Source organism: Enterobacter sp. N5-15, from assembly GCF_057221635.1.
Genome location: NZ_CM170150.1, coordinates 1,284,236 through 1,299,780, shown reverse-complemented (window position 1 = coordinate 1,299,780; position 15,545 = coordinate 1,284,236). Strand labels below are relative to the sequence as shown.

Genomic DNA, 15,545 nt, shown 5'->3' with positions numbered 1-15,545 from the left:
AACGTGCGACAACTGGCAACAATATTCTTATCTCTGGCGGTGCTTGTCACCGCTGGCTGTGGCTGGCACCTGCGCAATACCACGGCGGTGCCCGCTGAGATGAAAACGATGATGTTCGACTCATCAGATCCGAATGGCCCACTCAGCCGGGCAATTCGTAATCAGCTGCGTCTGAACGGCGTTGAGCTTGTTGAGAAACAAACGCTGCGCAAGGATGTTCCGTCCCTACGTCTATTAGGAGGCGGTCTGTCTAAAGATACAGCCTCTATCTTCCAGGATGGGCGTACCGCAGAGTACCAGATGGTGCTGACGGTCAACGCGGCAGTTCTGATCCCGGGTAAAGACATCTACCCAATCAGCACTAAAGTGTACCGTTCGTTCTTCGATAACCCGCAGACGGCGCTGGCAAAAGATGCCGAGCAGCAGATTATCATCAACGAAATGTACGACAAGGCAGCGGAACAGCTGATCCGTAAACTGCCAAGTATTGCAGCGTCGACTAAACAAGGATCTGACATCGTTGAAAAACCGGTTGCCGGCACGCTTCCTGCTGCTAACTCTCTGGGTAAATGATGATCAGGCTGTATCCTGAACAACTCCGCGCGCAGCTCAATGAAGGGCTGCGCGCGGCGTATCTGCTCCTTGGAAACGATCCGCTATTACTTCAGGAAAGCCTGGATGCCGTGCGGCATGCCGCCGCCGCTCAGGGCTTCGATGAACACCACACCGTCCAGCTGGACAATAACACCGACTGGAACGCCCTCTTCTCGCTTTGTCAGGCAATGAGCCTTTTTGCATCGCGCCAGACCATTCAGATCCTGCTGCCGGAGAACGGTCCTAACGCGGCAATGAATGAGCAACTCGCCACGCTGGTCAGCCTGTTACACAGCGATCTGCTCATTATTGTGCGGGGCAACAAGCTCACCAAAGCGCAGGAAAACGCGGCGTGGTTTACCCAGCTCGCAGCCCACGCGGTGCAGGTCACCTGCCAGACGCCTGAGCAGGCGCATCTGCCCAAATGGGTGGCCGCGAGAGCGAAGCAGAACAACCTTCAGCTGGATGATGCGGCGAATCAACTGCTCTGCTACTGCTATGAAGGTAACCTGCTGGCCCTGGCGCAGGCGCTGGACAGACTCTCGCTGCTCTGGCCGGATGGCAAGCTGACCTTGCCGCGCGTCGAGCAGGCCGTTAATGACGCGGCACACTTCACGCCTTTCCACTGGGTGGACGCGCTGCTGTCGGCGAAGAGCAAACGCGCCCTGCATATTCTGCAACAGCTGCGTCTTGAAGGGAGCGAACCCGTTATTCTGCTGCGTACGCTGCAGCGCGAATTACTGCTGCTGATTACGCTCAAGCGTCAGTCCGCCCATACGCCGCTGCGTTCGCTGTTTGATAAACACCGCGTGTGGCAAAATCGCCGGGCTTTGACCACGGAGGCCGTCAACCGCCTGAGCCATGAACAGCTTCGTCAGGCTGTACAGCTTCTGATGCGCGCAGAGCTCACGTTAAAACAAGATTACGGCCAGTCGGTCTGGGCGGAGCTGGAAAGCCTTTCTCTGCTGCTCTGCCACAAGGCGCTGGCAGACGTTTTTATTGATGGATAGTATGCATTCATTACAGGCCTTGTATGGCGGCACCTTCGACCCGGTACATTACGGGCACCTGAAGCCGGTTGAAATTCTGGCGAATCTGATCGGCCTTCAGCGCGTCACCATCATGCCCAACAATGTCCCGCCCCATCGTCCTCAGCCCGAGGCGACCAGCGAGCAGCGAAAAGAGATGCTGGCTCTTGCCATCGCAGATAAACCGCTCTTCCGACTTGATGAGCGCGAACTGCGTCGCAACACGCCCTCCTGGACGTCGCAGACGCTTCAGGAGTGGCGCGCCGAACAAGGGCCAGACCAGCCGCTGGCGTTTATCATCGGCCAGGATTCTCTGCTGAATCTCCCCACGTGGCATCAGTATGAAACCATTCTGGAGAACAGCCATCTGCTCGTCTGCCGCCGTCCCGGCTATCCGCTGACCATGCGCGAAGAGCAGTACCAGCAGTGGCTGGAAGACCATCTCACCGATAATGTTGAAGATCTCCACAATCAGCCTGCCGGGAAGATTTATCTGGCGGAAACGCCGTGGTTCGATATCTCTGCGACCCTCATTCGTGAGCGTTTACAGCAGGGTTTAGCGTGTGACGATCTGCTGCCGACCCCGGTGCTGGCCTATATCCATACGCACGGTTTGTATCAGAAAAGCGCAGATGAATAGCCGGAGGGCATAAAAAGCGGCTTATTGTTTATCCTGCCTTGACAGGGTAAGCCATACTGTTATTCTCCGCTGCCAGACTTTCCCGCCGATCGTTGCTTTACAGAAATTGTTTTACAAAAATGGCGATGCAATCTCAGGCGGAGGGTGGGATGATACCCGCCTTCAAAAGCCCGGCCGGAGACATTTGTCCCGACACAGGCGTGAGTTCAGGTATACTGTCTGGCTACGAATTCAAAGTTATACAATCTTATTCACCCCAGGGGGAAAACTTGCAGGGTAAAGCACTCCAGGATTTTGTTATTGACAAAATTGATGACCTGAAAGGTCAGGACATCATCGCTATCGACGTTAAGGGTAAATCCAGTATTACCGATTGCATGATCATCTGCACCGGTACATCGACGCGTCATGTTGTTTCGATTGCCGATCACGTGGTTCAGGAATCGCGTGCAGCAGGGCTATTGCCGCTGGGCGTTGAAGGTGAAGCGACGGCTGACTGGGTGGTGGTCGACCTCGGCGATGTGATTGTCCACGTCATGCAGGACGAGAGCCGTCGCCTGTATGAGCTGGAAAAACTCTGGGGTTAATGCGTGAAGTTGCAGCTGGTCGCTGTCGGCACCAAAATGCCGGACTGGGTACAAACCGGTTTTACTGAATATCTGCGTCGCTTTCCAAAAGACATGCCGTTCGAACTGGTGGAAATTCCCGCCGGTAAGCGCGGCAAGAACGCGGATATCAAACGTATTCTCGATAAAGAGGGCGAACTGATGCTGGCAGCCGCAGGCAAAAACCGCATCGTCACCCTCGATATTCCAGGAAAACCCTGGGATACGCCGCAGCTGGCGCACGAACTGGAGCGCTGGAAGCAGGATGGCCGTGACGTCAGTCTGTTGATTGGCGGTCCAGAAGGGTTATCCCCCGCCTGCAAAGCAGCGGCTGAACAAAGTTGGTCCCTCTCCGCGCTGACGCTTCCCCACCCGCTCGTCCGGGTACTGGTGGCAGAAAGCCTGTATCGCGCGTGGAGCATTACTACCAACCACCCCTATCACCGCGAGTAATGACTGACCAGGGTAGATTAAGCAGCGGATGAAACTACAGAATTCTTTTCGCGACTATACGGCTGAGTCCGCGCTGTTTGTGCGCCGGGCGCTGGTCGCCTTTACCGGGATTTTGCTGCTTACCGGCGTGCTGATCGCCAACCTTTATAATCTGCAAATTGTCCGCTTTACCGACTACCAGACGCGTTCAAACGAAAACCGTATTAAGCTGGTGCCTATCGCCCCCAGCCGCGGCATTATTTACGATCGTAACGGCACCCCGCTGGCGCTAAACCGCACCATCTATCAAATCGAGATGATGCCGGAAAAAGTCGATAATGTTCAGGATACGCTTGAAGCGCTGAAAAGCGTTGTCGACCTTAACGATGACGATATCGCGGCCTTCAAAAAAGAGCGCTCCCGCTCTCATCGTTTCACCTCCATTCCGGTTAAAACCAATCTGACGGAAGTCCAGGTAGCCCGCTTTGCGGTGAATCAGTACCGCTTCCCCGGCGTGGAAGTGAAGGGATATAAGCGTCGCTACTATCCCTACGGCTCCGCGCTGACGCATGTGATTGGCTACGTCTCCAAGATTAACGACAAAGACGTCGACCGCCTTGATAAAGACGGCAAGCTGGCAAACTACGCTGCAACGCATGACATCGGTAAGCTGGGGATCGAACGTTACTACGAAGACGTCCTGCACGGGCAAACCGGCTATGAAGAGGTTGAGGTTAACAACCGCGGCCGCGTGATTCGCCAGCTGAAAGAAGTGCCTCCTCAGGCGGGGCATGACGTCTATCTGACGCTCGATCTTAAACTTCAGCAGTATATCGAAACCCTGCTGGCGGGCAGCCGTGCAGCCGTTGTGGTCACCGATCCTCGTACCGGCGGCATCCTGGCAATGGTCTCCATGCCTAGCTATGACCCGAACCTCTTCGTTGACGGCATTTCCAGTAAAGACTATTCCGGCCTGCTGAACGATCCGAACACGCCGCTGGTGAACCGCGCGACGCAAGGGGTTTACCCGCCGGCATCAACGGTTAAACCTTACGTGGCGGTCTCTGCGCTGAGTGCCGGCGTTATCAACCGTAATACCAGCCTGTTTGACCCGGGCTGGTGGCAGCTGCCGGGTTCAGACAAGCGCTATCGTGACTGGAAAAAATGGGGCCACGGTCATCTGAACGTCACCAAATCGCTGGAGGAATCTGCGGATACCTTCTTCTATCAGGTGGCGTATGACATGGGCATCGACCGCCTGTCAGAGTGGATGAGTAAATTCGGCTACGGGCATTACACCGGCGTTGACCTTTCAGAAGAACGTTCTGGCAACATGCCAACGCGTGAATGGAAGCTGAAGCGCTTTAAAAAACCGTGGTATCAGGGTGACACCATTCCGGTGGGTATCGGCCAGGGCTACTGGACGGCAACGCCGATTCAGATGAACAAAGCCATGATGATCCTCATCAATGACGGCGTGGTAAAAGTGCCTCATCTGCTGCAGAGCACGGTTGAAGACGGCAAAAAAGTGCCGTGGAACCAGCCGCACGAGGCCCCGGTGGGTGACATTCATTCCGGCTTCTGGGAAATTGCGAAAGACGGTATGTACGGCGTGGCAAACCGCCCGAACGGTACCGCGCACAAGTACTTCGCCGGTACGCCGTATAAAGTAGCCGCAAAATCCGGTACTGCACAGGTGTTTGGTCTGAAAGCCAACGAAACCTATAACGCGCACCGCATTGCTGAACGTCTGCGTGACCATAAGCTAATGACGGCGTTTGCCCCTTATGATAACCCGCAGGTCGCGGTGGCGATGATTCTGGAGAACGGCGGTGCCGGGCCAGCAGTAGGGACCATCATGCGCCAGATCCTTGACCACATTATGCTGGGTGATAACAACACCGAACTGCCGGCTGAAAACCCGGCCGCCGCTGCGGCGGAGGACCAATAATCATGACGGATAATCCAAATAAAAAATCGCTGTGGGACAAAATCCACATCGACCCAGCCATGCTGCTGATCCTGCTGGCTCTGCTGGTTTACAGCGCCCTGGTTATCTGGAGCGCCAGCGGCCAGGACATCGGCATGATGGAGCGTAAAATCGGCCAGATCGCCATGGGTCTGATCATTATGGTGGTGATGGCGCAAATCCCGCCGCGCGTCTACGAAGGCTGGGCGCCCTATCTCTACATATTCTGTATTATTTTGCTGGTTGCGGTAGATGCGTTTGGCGCCATTTCAAAAGGGGCGCAGCGCTGGCTGGATCTGGGCGTTGTCCGCTTCCAGCCTTCGGAAATTGCCAAAATCGCCGTTCCATTGATGGTGGCACGCTTTATTAACCGCGACGTCTGTCCGCCGTCTCTGAAAAATACCGCCATCGCGCTGGTGCTGATTTTCCTGCCGACGCTGCTGGTTGCGGCGCAGCCTGATCTCGGTACCTCAATCCTTATTGCCCTCTCCGGCCTGTTTGTCCTTTTCCTGTCGGGACTGAGCTGGCGTCTGATTGGTATCGCCGTGGTGCTGATTGCGGCGTTCATTCCTATCCTCTGGTTCTTCCTGATGCATGATTACCAGCGTCAGCGCGTCATGATGCTGCTCGATCCGGAAACCGATCCGCTGGGCGCGGGCTATCATATTATTCAGTCCAAGATTGCGATTGGCTCCGGCGGGCTGCGCGGTAAAGGCTGGCTGCACGGCACGCAGTCGCAGCTGGAATTCTTACCGGAACGCCACACCGACTTTATCTTCGCCGTACTGGCGGAAGAGCTGGGGCTAGTGGGCATCCTGATACTACTGGCGCTGTATGTCCTGCTGATCATGCGAGGATTGTGGATTGCAGCACGCGCACAAACCACCTTTGGTCGCGTCATGGCTGGCGGGTTGATGCTGATTTTATTCGTTTATGTCTTCGTAAATATTGGTATGGTGAGTGGTATTCTGCCGGTGGTAGGCGTACCGCTGCCGCTGGTGAGTTACGGAGGCTCGGCACTGATCGTGTTGATGGCCGGGTTTGGTATCGTGATGTCGATCCATACCCACAGAAAAATGTTGTCAAAAAGCGTATAAAAATAAGGGGATCGGAATGCGTAAGCAGTGGCTGGGGATCTGCATCGCGGCAAGTTTACTTGCGGCCTGCACAAGTGATGATGGTCAGCAACAGGCAACCGTCGCGCCGCCGCAGCCTGCGGTGTGTAATGGCCCGATCGTTGAAATCAGCGGTGCCGATCCCGTTTATGAACCGCTGAATGCCAGTGCCAATCAGGATTACCAGCGCGACGGCAAAAGCTATAAAATTGTTCAGGACCCTTCCCGTTTCAGTCAGGCGGGCTTTGCCGCCATTTATGATGCCGAGCCGGGCAGTAACCTGACGGCTTCCGGGGAAGCGTTCGACCCAATGCAGCTGACCGCGGCACACCCAACGCTGCCAATCCCGAGCTACGCCCGTATCACCAACCTGGCTAACGGCCGCATGATCGTCGTGCGTATCAACGACCGCGGCCCCTACGGGAATGACCGGGTGATTTCCCTGTCGCGCGCGTCTGCCGATCGCCTGAACACCTCGAACAATACCAAAGTCCGTATTGACCCGATTATCGTCGCGCAGGATGGTTCGCTCTCCGGGCCGGGTACCGCGTGTACGACGGTGGCAAAACAGACCTATGCCCTTCCTGATCGCCCAAATCTTGACGGCGGAATGGGAAGCGTCTCGTCTCCGGCAGAGCCTGCTCAGCCGGGAGGAGAAATACGCCCGATCAGCAATGATACGCTGCAAAGCGAGGATGCTACCGGCGCGCCGGTAAAGAGTAGCGGCTTTCTTGGCGCACCGACGACCTTAGCCTCGGGCGTGCTGGAAGGCAGTGAGCCCACTCCAGCGCCTGCTCCCGTAGCTGCGCCAGCCACCCAGCCGGCTCCCGTAACGGCGCCAGCGGCCACGCAAAGTGCGGCGGTGGCGGCTCCAGCAGCGGCCAGCGGCAGCTATGTGGTTCAGGTAGGCGCAGTGAGCGATCAGGCCCGGGCCAAACAGTATCAACAGCGTCTGAGCCAGCAGTTTGGCGTACCAGGACGCGTTGAGCAGAACGGCGCGGTCTGGCGCATTCAGATGGGGCCGTTTGCCAGCAAATCGCAGGCAGCATCCCTGCAGCAGCGTCTGCAGAATGAAGCTCAACTTCAGTCATTTATCGCTGTTGCGAAATAATGAACCGGCGGTATCCGAATTGTCAGTTAGTGTAAAATACATTCACAAACTCATGCTTAAAGTCGGATGCCTGCCTGAATAGCATTTGCTATAGTAAGGCACTTTTTTTAATTCCATCACGGATGTCGTAGTTCTGACCATGAAGACCACTTTTTCTGCTCGTTTTGTGCAGCGCATGGCGCTGACCACGGCCCTTTGCGCTGCTGCGCTCTCTGCAGCTCACGCCGATGACCTGAATATCAAGACCATGATCCCTGGCGTTCCGCAAATCGACGCGGAATCCTACATCCTGATCGATTACAACTCTGGCAAAGTGCTGGCAGAACAGAATGCCGATGCCCGCCGTGACCCGGCCAGCCTGACCAAAATGATGACCAGCTACGTTATCGGCCAGGCGATGAAGGCAGGTAAATTCAAAGAATCGGATCTGGTCACCATCGGTAACGATGCGTGGGCAACCGGGAACCCTGTCTTCAAAGGTTCCTCTCTGATGTTCCTGAAGCCGGGTATGCAGGTTCCTGTTTCCCAGCTGATTCGTGGTATCAACCTGCAGTCGGGTAACGATGCCTGCGTGGCGATGGCCGATTTCGCCGCCGGTAGCCAGGATGCCTTCGTAGGTCTGATGAACAGCTACGTTACCGCGCTGGGTCTTAAAAACAGCCATTTCCAGACCGTTCACGGCCTGGACGCAGACGGTCAGTACAGCTCCGCACGTGATATGGCCCTGATTGGTCAGGCGCTGATCCGCGATGTCCCTAATGAATACTCTATCTATAAAGAGAAAGAGTTCACCTTCAACGGTATTCGTCAGACCAACCGTAACGGCCTGCTGTGGGATAACAGCCTGAACGTTGACGGCATTAAAACTGGTCACACCGACAAAGCGGGCTACAACCTGGTGGCCTCTGCCACTGAAGGTCAGATGCGTCTGATCTCTGCCGTGATGGGCGGCCGCACCTTTAAAGGTCGTGAAACCGAAAGCAAGAAACTGCTGACCTGGGGCTTCCGTTTCTTCGAAACCGTCAATCCACTGAAAGCAGGCAAAGAGTTTGCGTCTGAACCCGTCTGGTTCGGCGACAACGACCGTGCTTCTCTCGGCGTTGATAAAGACCTCTACCTGACCATTCCGCGCGGTCGTATGAAGGATCTGAAAGCCAGCTACGTGCTGAACAGCACCGAGCTGCATGCCCCGCTGCAGAAAAACCAGGTTGTGGGCACCATCAACTTCCAGCTGGATGGAAAAACGATCGATCAGCGTCCGCTGGTTGTCCTGCAAGAAATTCCTGAAGGCAATTTCTTCGGCAAAATCATTGATTACATTAAATTGATGTTCCACCACTGGTTTGGTTAAAAATTGAACACTTGAAAGTGTGATTTTGATCCCCATATACTAAGTATCCTGATAACTCCCACCTGACGTGGGAGTTATTATTTTTTGACGTTACGCCGGAGCTGACATGAAAACCAAACTTAACGAACTGCTTGAATTCCCTACCTCATTTACCTACAAAGTAATGGGTCTGGCGAAACCTGAGCTGGTTGATCAGGTGGTTGAAGTGGTACAGCGCCATGCGCCGGGTGACTACTCTCCGTCAGTAAAACCAAGCAGCAAGGGCAACTACCACTCGGTTTCGATTACCATTACTGCGACACACATTGAGCAGGTGGAAACGCTGTACGAAGAGCTCGGCAATATCGAAATTGTTCGTATGGTGCTGTAGTCCCTTTGCGGTTACCCGGTTTGCCGGGTAACCCCTCTCCCCGCTGTGATATACTCCCCCACACCTTTTGTCCCTCGTCTTCGGAGACGCAGTTTTGTATCAGGATAAAATTCTGGTCCGTCACCTCGGGCTGCAACCCTATGAGCCTGTCTCCCAGGCCATGCATGACTTCACCGATTCACGCGATGACAGCACCCCAGATGAAATCTGGCTGGTCGAACACCTGCCGGTATTTACGCAGGGTCAGGCGGGTAAAGCAGAACATCTATTAATGACGGGAGATATCCCGGTTATCCAGAGCGATCGCGGCGGTCAGGTCACTTACCATGGGCCCGGGCAGCAGGTGATGTACGTCCTGCTAAATCTGAAACGCAGAAAGCTGGGCGTGCGTGAGCTGGTGACCCTGCTGGAACAAACTGTCGTCAACACGCTGGCGGAATATGGTATTGACGCGCATCCGCGCGCCGATGCGCCGGGCGTCTACGTTGGGGAAATGAAGATCTGCTCCCTGGGGCTGCGTATTCGTAAAGGCTGCTCATTCCATGGCCTGGCCTTGAATATTAATATGGACCTCGCGCCATTCCAGCGCATAAACCCCTGCGGCTACGCCGGCATGGAAATGACGCAAATGTGCCAGTGGGTCGAAACCGCTACGCCAGAAAATATTCGTCCCGTGCTTTTGAAGAACGTGTTAGCGCTACTTAACAATCCCCCGCACGAATATATCCCTGCTTAATATATCGTACAACAGGGCTCGATAATTTGACGGGCCGCTGTTTATTTACCGCTTTTGCACTTTACAATAATCCACAGATTCTATATTTTCGAAGCGCCCGAATATTACCGCTACATATTATTTAGCCTCCAGCAAGCACGGCAAACACGGCATAAGTAACGTGAGCAATTATCACACAACTGTTTGCTTTTGATAAACAAGTGAAACAGAACCAACACTTTACGAATCTCTACAAGCATAATAAATAAATTCAACTATCATTCATATTGTGAATGTATACGGAGTGAAAGCGTGGAGTATAATAATTTACCAGCCAAACGACTGAATGAACCTGGTGGCGAAGACAAGCCGCAAATTTTTCGGACTTTACGTAATATTGATCTCAATTTACTGACTATTTTTGAGGCAGTATATGTCCATAAGGGTATCGTTAACGCTGCGAAAATTCTTAATCTCACGCCATCAGCAATAAGCCAGTCAATCCAAAAGCTACGCGCTATATTTCCTGACCCGTTATTTATCCGCAAGGGCCAGGGGGTAACGCCGACGGCTTACGCCACGCATCTCCACGAGTACATCAGCCAGGGGCTGGAGTCGATTCTGGGCGCGCTGGATTTAACCGGGAGCTATGATAAGCAGAGAACCATCACCATCGGCTGCTCCCCTTCTGTGGGTGTGCTGGTGATGCCGGCAATCTTTCAGGCCGTGAAAGAACATGCACCGCAGCTCCTGCTTCGCAACGTGCCGCTCAATGAACCTGACATTCAGCTTGCGCAGTTTCAGACGGACCTGATTATTGAAAGCGGCAGCTTCAGTGCCAGAGCGCTGGGGCAGAACGTGCTCTATGCAGATAATCTGGTGCTGGTTTGCCGGCAGCAGCATCCGGTTCTCAGCGAACCGCTGACCATCGAAAACCTGCGCAACTACGACCACTCGTCTTTCATGACCGAAGGGCAGTCAAACCATGCGCTTCGTCAGCGTATTGATGAAATTTTCCCGGAACGTCAGATCAGCTTCAGCAGTTACAATATGTTCACCACCGCATCCCTGATCGGCAGCAGCGACATGCTGTGCGTTATGCCATCACGCCTGTATGGCCTGCTACGAAAATGCTGGCCGCTGGAGAGCATTCCGCTCAGTCAGCTTAATGCGGAATCTATCGAGATTTCACTGCATTACAACAAGCTGAGTTTGCGCGATCCGGTCCTGGAAAACGTCATCCGCATTATCCGTCAGGCCTTCTGACAGGTTTAGCCAGCACAAGCCCCTGCAACAGGCAGGGCAAAAGGCACAAAACAACAACTATTTTACAAATTGGCGATCTGGCAGGCTGCTTTAACGACCGTTTCAATGATATACTGCCTGTCGTTCGTTCAAAAATAGTTGATAAATACAACATTCCCTTGAATTGAAACGCTTTCCTTCGATATTCGCAACTGGAACACGCACGCTATGAGTAAACCCATTGTGATGGAACGCGGTGTTAAATACCGCGATGCCGATAAAATGGCCCTTATCCCGGTTAAAAACGTGGCTACAGAGCGCGAGGCGCTGTTAAGAAAACCGGAATGGATGAAAATCAAACTTCCGGCCGACTCTTCGCGTATCCAGGGGATCAAAGCGGCGATGCGCAAGAATGGCCTTCACTCCGTATGTGAAGAAGCCTCTTGTCCGAACCTTGCTGAATGTTTCAATCACGGTACCGCGACGTTTATGATTCTGGGTGCTATCTGCACCCGCCGCTGCCCGTTCTGCGATGTTGCTCATGGCCGTCCAGTCGCACCTGATGCTAACGAACCCCAGAAGCTGGCGCAGACCATCGCCGACATGGCGCTGCGTTATGTGGTGATCACCTCCGTTGACCGTGACGATCTGCGTGACGGTGGTGCTCAGCACTTCGCCGACTGCATTACGGCCATTCGCGAGAAGAGCCCTAACATCAAAATCGAGACGCTGGTACCTGACTTCCGTGGCCGTATGGACCGCGCGCTGGATATCCTGACCGCAACGCCGCCAGATGTGTTTAACCACAACCTGGAGAACGTGCCGCGTATCTACCGTCAGGTCCGCCCGGGTGCTGACTATAACTGGTCTCTGAAACTGCTGGAGCGTTTCAAAGAAGCGCATCCGCATATTCCGACCAAGTCTGGTCTGATGGTGGGTCTGGGTGAAACCAATGAGGAAATCATTGAGGTGATGCGCGATCTTCGCCGCCACGGTGTGACCATGTTGACCCTGGGACAGTATCTGCAGCCAAGCCGTCACCACCTGCCGGTACAGCGCTACGTGAGCCCGGACGAGTTCGATGAAATGAAAGCCGAAGCGATGGCGATGGGCTTCACCCATGCTGCCTGCGGCCCATTCGTTCGCTCCTCATACCATGCCGATATGCAGGCAAAAGGCGAAGAAGTTAAATAATGCTGTAATATTCTTTTACAGTAATACAAAAAAACCGGCCTCATGAGCCGGTTTTTTTTCGCAAGCCCTCAGGCGTTGCTGTTACTCTTTGTGAGAAAGCTTGTCTGCCGGGACGTCATCCTCGGCGCTTTTCTTCGCCGCTGCATCATCGTCGTTCATCGCTTTCTTAAAGCCTTTGATGGCAGCCCCCAGGTCACCACCCAGCGTGCGTAACTTCTTGGTACCAAACAGCAGGACGACCAGTGCGGCAACCACCAGCAGTTTGGTAATACTAATCTCACCCATAGATACCTTCTTTACTTAAAACAGGCTGCATTCAGCGCCAAAACCTGATTGTATTAACGGTCATTTAGCGCGTGCACACAATAGCAATCTGTAACAAGGTGAATCAAGCATTGTTGAAAAAAACATCACAATAATTGCGGTGGCGCAAACCGACGATTGCGAAGAACGGGTAATTGCTGACGCGCAAGCGCAATTCTCTCTAAGTTTATCTCCGCCACCAGCAAATGCGGGGCTTCAGCGGCGGCGGCGATCGTCACCCCCAGCGGATCAACCACCCTGCTTTGCCCGATGTTTTTCGTGCCACATTCCCCTGCGGCAACGACGTAGCAGGTTGTATCCAGCGCGCGCGCCGCAAGCAGCGTTGTCCAGTGGTGCTCTTTTAACGGCCCTCTGACCCACGCGGCAGGCAGTACCAGTACGTCCGCCCCCTGCAGCGCCAGATGGAGCGCCAGCTCGGGAAAACGCAGGTCATAGCACGTCATCAGCCCAATCTTAAATCCGTCAATCTCCAGCAGCGGGGGGATATCGTCTCCGGGATCAACGCGACGCGACTCCTGAATGCTGAACGCATCATAGAGATGAAGCTTGGCGTAGCGTGCGACAATAGCCCCGCCACGAAGAGCCACAAGCGTATTGACTGCTCGACCCGGCGCTGAGGGAACATGGATCGTTAAGATCGTCGTCATCGTATTGCCCGCGCTCTGGGCGAGCAGCTGCTGCAAAAATTCGCCGTCCAGCGGCTGCGCGGACTTCACGGATAAATCCGGGTCATTATCATCCCTGGCCAGCAGCGCCTCGGGGAGAACCAGCAGCGACGCGCCTTTCTGCCGGGCCTGCTTCATCAGGTCGACGCACGTGAGCGCATTTTCACGCCAGTCAGGCGTGACCACAAATTGCCCTACCGCAACATACATATTTGTCCCCTCATCATAAACGGCGTTAAACTCGCTTCTCTTACACATCAAATAGCAGGTATTTAGCGTGTTACAACTACTTTTAGCCGTTTTTATTGGTGGGGGAACGGGTAGCGTTGCGCGATGGTTTCTGAGTATGCGGTTTAACCCCCTGCATCAGGCGATTCCCATGGGGACGCTTGCCGCTAACCTGATCGGCGCCTTTATCATCGGCATGGGGCTGGCCTGGTTTAACCGAATGACGCACATCGACCCGATGTGGAAAGTCCTGATTACAACGGGTTTCTGCGGCGGGTTAACCACCTTTTCGACCTTTTCTGCGGAAACGGTTTTTCTCTTTCAGGAAGGCCGTATCGGCTGGGCGCTGATGAATATGGCGATCAATATGTTCGGCTCCTTTGCGATGACGGGGATCGCATTTTGGCTATTTTCTTCCGCAAGCGCGCATTAACAGCCGAACCGTTAATGTTGGCTTAATTTTTCTCTGTCACTCTGGATGCAGTACTGAACGAGGGTGACAGAATGAAACAGAGTCTGATGAGCGCAGGAATGGTGTTGTTGAGCGTGCTGATCGTTGCCAGCTTCCTGAAAATGTATCTGCTTGGCTGATTCAAAAACAAAAAAAACCCGCTCAGTGAGCGGGTTTTGAAATTCTTGCTGACGCGTCTGAATTACAGAGCGATTACGTTAGCAGCAGAAGGGCCTTTGGCACCGTTAGTGATTTCGAACTCTACACGCTGACCTTCAGCCAGAGTTTTGAAACCATTAGTCTGGATTGCAGAGAAGTGTACGAACACGTCTTTGCTGCCATCTTCAGGAGTAATGAAACCGAATCCTTTGGACTCATTAAACCACTTAACGTTACCTTTAATCTTAGACATCAAAATTACCTTTACATTAAAAAACGACACAAATGCTGTGTCGGTTATCAGTACATCAATTGTGGGACCTTTTGTCCAGCGGATCTTTGATAAAAAGTGACTAAAGTCGCGTTAATTTTCACTGACAGATTTTTATCGCTTATGAATCAACGCCTGCGCGTTTTTTCACCACCATTTCACGTTTTGTCAGTTAAAACTGAAAACGCATCCAGGCGAAGTAAACGTTTCCGTTGTTGTAAGTCCCCGGGATGTAGGTCATCTGGAACGTAGCGGGGCCATAGCCAATAGAGGCCAACGGCAGCAGCACCGGGATCGGGATGTAGTTCCAGTTGTCACGTGCAGTGACCCCGGCGGTATAGCCCAAACCGACGTGGAAGTTCTCGTCCGCCAGCGGACGCCAGGTTTTCTCCCAACCATACCCCCCAATCGGCTCCCATTTATTAAACGAGTCTTTGAAGGCCATCAGATAGATGCCATGCCAGTTTCCCTTTTCATCCCAGCGAGACTGGCCAAAACCCGCGCCCCACGGACGCTCGTTGTATTTATCGGTTTTCTCTTTGTCATAAGCAAAACGCGCATGCCACGTTATTGCCGGAACATAGAGATCGTAATGTTCAGGTGCCGTCCATGTCTGGGAAACATTATCCGTAAAGGTTGAAAACCAGCCTTTATCCGCCGCGTTGCCTTCTGCCTGTGCAACAGAAGAAAACGTTAACTGCCCAAAAATAAACAACAAAATAGAGAAAAATGTATTACGTACGATCACAATGCAATTACCATTCTTAGTATTCGAGGCAAAGTTTACCATAAAATAGTTGAATCAAGGCTTAACTGCATCGGCGTTATTCCTAATTATTCGGTCTCTTTCCGGGAATATTCTTAAAGAAAGCGAGAGATACATGCAAATAAGCCCACAAGGGGTGTGACTTTTCACATTAAGCCTTGTTAATCAACGGCATGCAAAACCACACAAAACATTAACAATTTGTTATCATTAATGGGACATGTTGCGCTATTTCTGACGGTCAAGGGCCGTATGACATAAATGTATGGGCCATGGCAAAAACACGGTTGTTCTGTTCTCTAGTCGTCTGTT

Annotated in this window: 18 protein-coding genes; 14 read left to right on the top strand and 4 right to left on the bottom strand. The window is 53.3% G+C overall.

What is annotated here, in order from left to right; translation table 11 throughout:
* Positions 1–3 precede the first annotated feature (3 nt).
* The 13 genes from lptE (at position 4) to lipA (ending at position 12,369) form a co-directional block, all read left to right on the top strand.
* Complete coding sequence (gene lptE, locus AC2TE5_RS06050; protein ID WP_213328701.1) at positions 4–573, top strand: LPS assembly lipoprotein LptE; 570 nt, start codon at positions 4–6, stop codon at positions 571–573.
* A complete protein-coding gene (gene holA / locus AC2TE5_RS06045; RefSeq protein ID WP_213328829.1) occupies positions 573–1,604 on the top strand; it encodes a DNA polymerase III subunit delta in 1,032 nt (343 codons plus the stop codon). The genes lptE and holA overlap by 1 nt, the downstream gene beginning before the upstream one ends.
* Entirely contained in the window at positions 1,597–2,262 is a 666-nt protein-coding gene (nadD, locus tag AC2TE5_RS06040) for a nicotinate-nucleotide adenylyltransferase (protein ID WP_147430023.1), read from the top strand. The genes holA and nadD overlap by 8 nt, the downstream gene beginning before the upstream one ends.
* 269 nt (positions 2,263–2,531) lie before the next feature.
* Positions 2,532–2,849 carry a ribosome silencing factor gene (gene rsfS, locus AC2TE5_RS06035; RefSeq protein WP_023334893.1) on the top strand — a complete coding sequence of 106 codons (318 nt, stop codon included), beginning with the start codon at positions 2,532–2,534 and terminating at the stop codon, positions 2,847–2,849.
* Positions 2,850–2,852: 3 nt separating this feature from the next.
* Positions 2,853–3,320: a 23S rRNA (pseudouridine(1915)-N(3))-methyltransferase RlmH gene (rlmH, locus tag AC2TE5_RS06030; protein WP_003858701.1), complete on the top strand. Its 468-nt coding sequence runs from the start codon at positions 2,853–2,855 to the stop codon at positions 3,318–3,320.
* Between the two features lie 28 nt (positions 3,321–3,348).
* Complete coding sequence (gene mrdA, locus AC2TE5_RS06025; RefSeq protein WP_063143184.1) at positions 3,349–5,250, top strand: peptidoglycan DD-transpeptidase MrdA; 1,902 nt, start codon at positions 3,349–3,351, stop codon at positions 5,248–5,250.
* Positions 5,251–5,252: 2 nt separating this feature from the next.
* On the top strand, positions 5,253–6,365 hold the full coding sequence (mrdB, locus tag AC2TE5_RS06020; protein WP_023310746.1) for a peptidoglycan glycosyltransferase MrdB: 1,113 nt from the start codon (positions 5,253–5,255) through the stop codon (positions 6,363–6,365).
* Positions 6,366–6,381: 16 nt separating this feature from the next.
* On the top strand, positions 6,382–7,494 hold the full coding sequence (gene rlpA, locus AC2TE5_RS06015; protein ID WP_484612839.1) for an endolytic peptidoglycan transglycosylase RlpA: 1,113 nt from the start codon (positions 6,382–6,384) through the stop codon (positions 7,492–7,494).
* Between the two features lie 139 nt (positions 7,495–7,633).
* Positions 7,634–8,845, top strand: a complete 1,212-nt coding sequence (dacA, locus tag AC2TE5_RS06010; protein ID WP_014069323.1) for a D-alanyl-D-alanine carboxypeptidase DacA — start codon at positions 7,634–7,636, stop codon at positions 8,843–8,845.
* Between the two features lie 106 nt (positions 8,846–8,951).
* Positions 8,952–9,215, top strand: coding sequence for a DUF493 family protein YbeD (ybeD, locus tag AC2TE5_RS06005; RefSeq protein ID WP_006177135.1), 264 nt, complete (start codon positions 8,952–8,954; stop codon positions 9,213–9,215).
* A 94-nt stretch (positions 9,216–9,309) separates the two neighbouring features.
* Complete coding sequence (lipB, locus tag AC2TE5_RS06000) at positions 9,310–9,951, top strand: lipoyl(octanoyl) transferase LipB (protein ID WP_213328704.1); 642 nt, start codon at positions 9,310–9,312, stop codon at positions 9,949–9,951.
* Between the two features lie 291 nt (positions 9,952–10,242).
* Positions 10,243–11,196: a YbeF family transcriptional regulator gene (locus tag AC2TE5_RS05995; protein ID WP_121425462.1), complete on the top strand. Its 954-nt coding sequence runs from the start codon at positions 10,243–10,245 to the stop codon at positions 11,194–11,196.
* 207 nt (positions 11,197–11,403) lie between these two features.
* Positions 11,404–12,369, top strand: coding sequence for a lipoyl synthase (gene lipA / locus AC2TE5_RS05990; protein ID WP_023334887.1), 966 nt, complete (start codon positions 11,404–11,406; stop codon positions 12,367–12,369).
* Positions 12,370–12,450: 81 nt separating this feature from the next.
* Here the strand turns inward: lipA and tatE are convergent, their stop codons facing one another.
* Positions 12,451–12,654 carry a twin-arginine translocase subunit TatE gene (tatE, locus tag AC2TE5_RS05985; protein ID WP_023310742.1) on the bottom strand — a complete coding sequence of 68 codons (204 nt, stop codon included), beginning with the start codon at positions 12,652–12,654 and terminating at the stop codon, positions 12,451–12,453.
* Between the two features lie 125 nt (positions 12,655–12,779).
* Positions 12,780–13,568 carry a deaminated glutathione amidase gene (locus tag AC2TE5_RS05980; RefSeq protein WP_484612838.1) on the bottom strand — a complete coding sequence of 263 codons (789 nt, stop codon included), beginning with the start codon at positions 13,566–13,568 and terminating at the stop codon, positions 12,780–12,782.
* 67 nt (positions 13,569–13,635) lie between these two features.
* Here AC2TE5_RS05980 and crcB point away from each other — a divergent pair, with 67 nt between their 5' ends.
* Positions 13,636–14,019, top strand: coding sequence for a fluoride efflux transporter CrcB (crcB, locus tag AC2TE5_RS05975; RefSeq protein WP_023310740.1), 384 nt, complete (start codon positions 13,636–13,638; stop codon positions 14,017–14,019).
* A gap of 220 nt (positions 14,020–14,239) precedes the next feature.
* Here the strand turns inward: crcB and cspE are convergent, their stop codons facing one another.
* Positions 14,240–14,449: a transcription antiterminator/RNA stability regulator CspE gene (cspE, locus tag AC2TE5_RS05970; protein WP_000034825.1), complete on the bottom strand. Its 210-nt coding sequence runs from the start codon at positions 14,447–14,449 to the stop codon at positions 14,240–14,242.
* Positions 14,450–14,639: 190 nt separating this feature from the next.
* Positions 14,640–15,257, bottom strand: coding sequence for a lipid IV(A) palmitoyltransferase PagP (gene pagP, locus AC2TE5_RS05965; RefSeq protein ID WP_168979849.1), 618 nt, complete (start codon positions 15,255–15,257; stop codon positions 14,640–14,642).
* Positions 15,258–15,545: the final 288 nt, after the last annotated feature.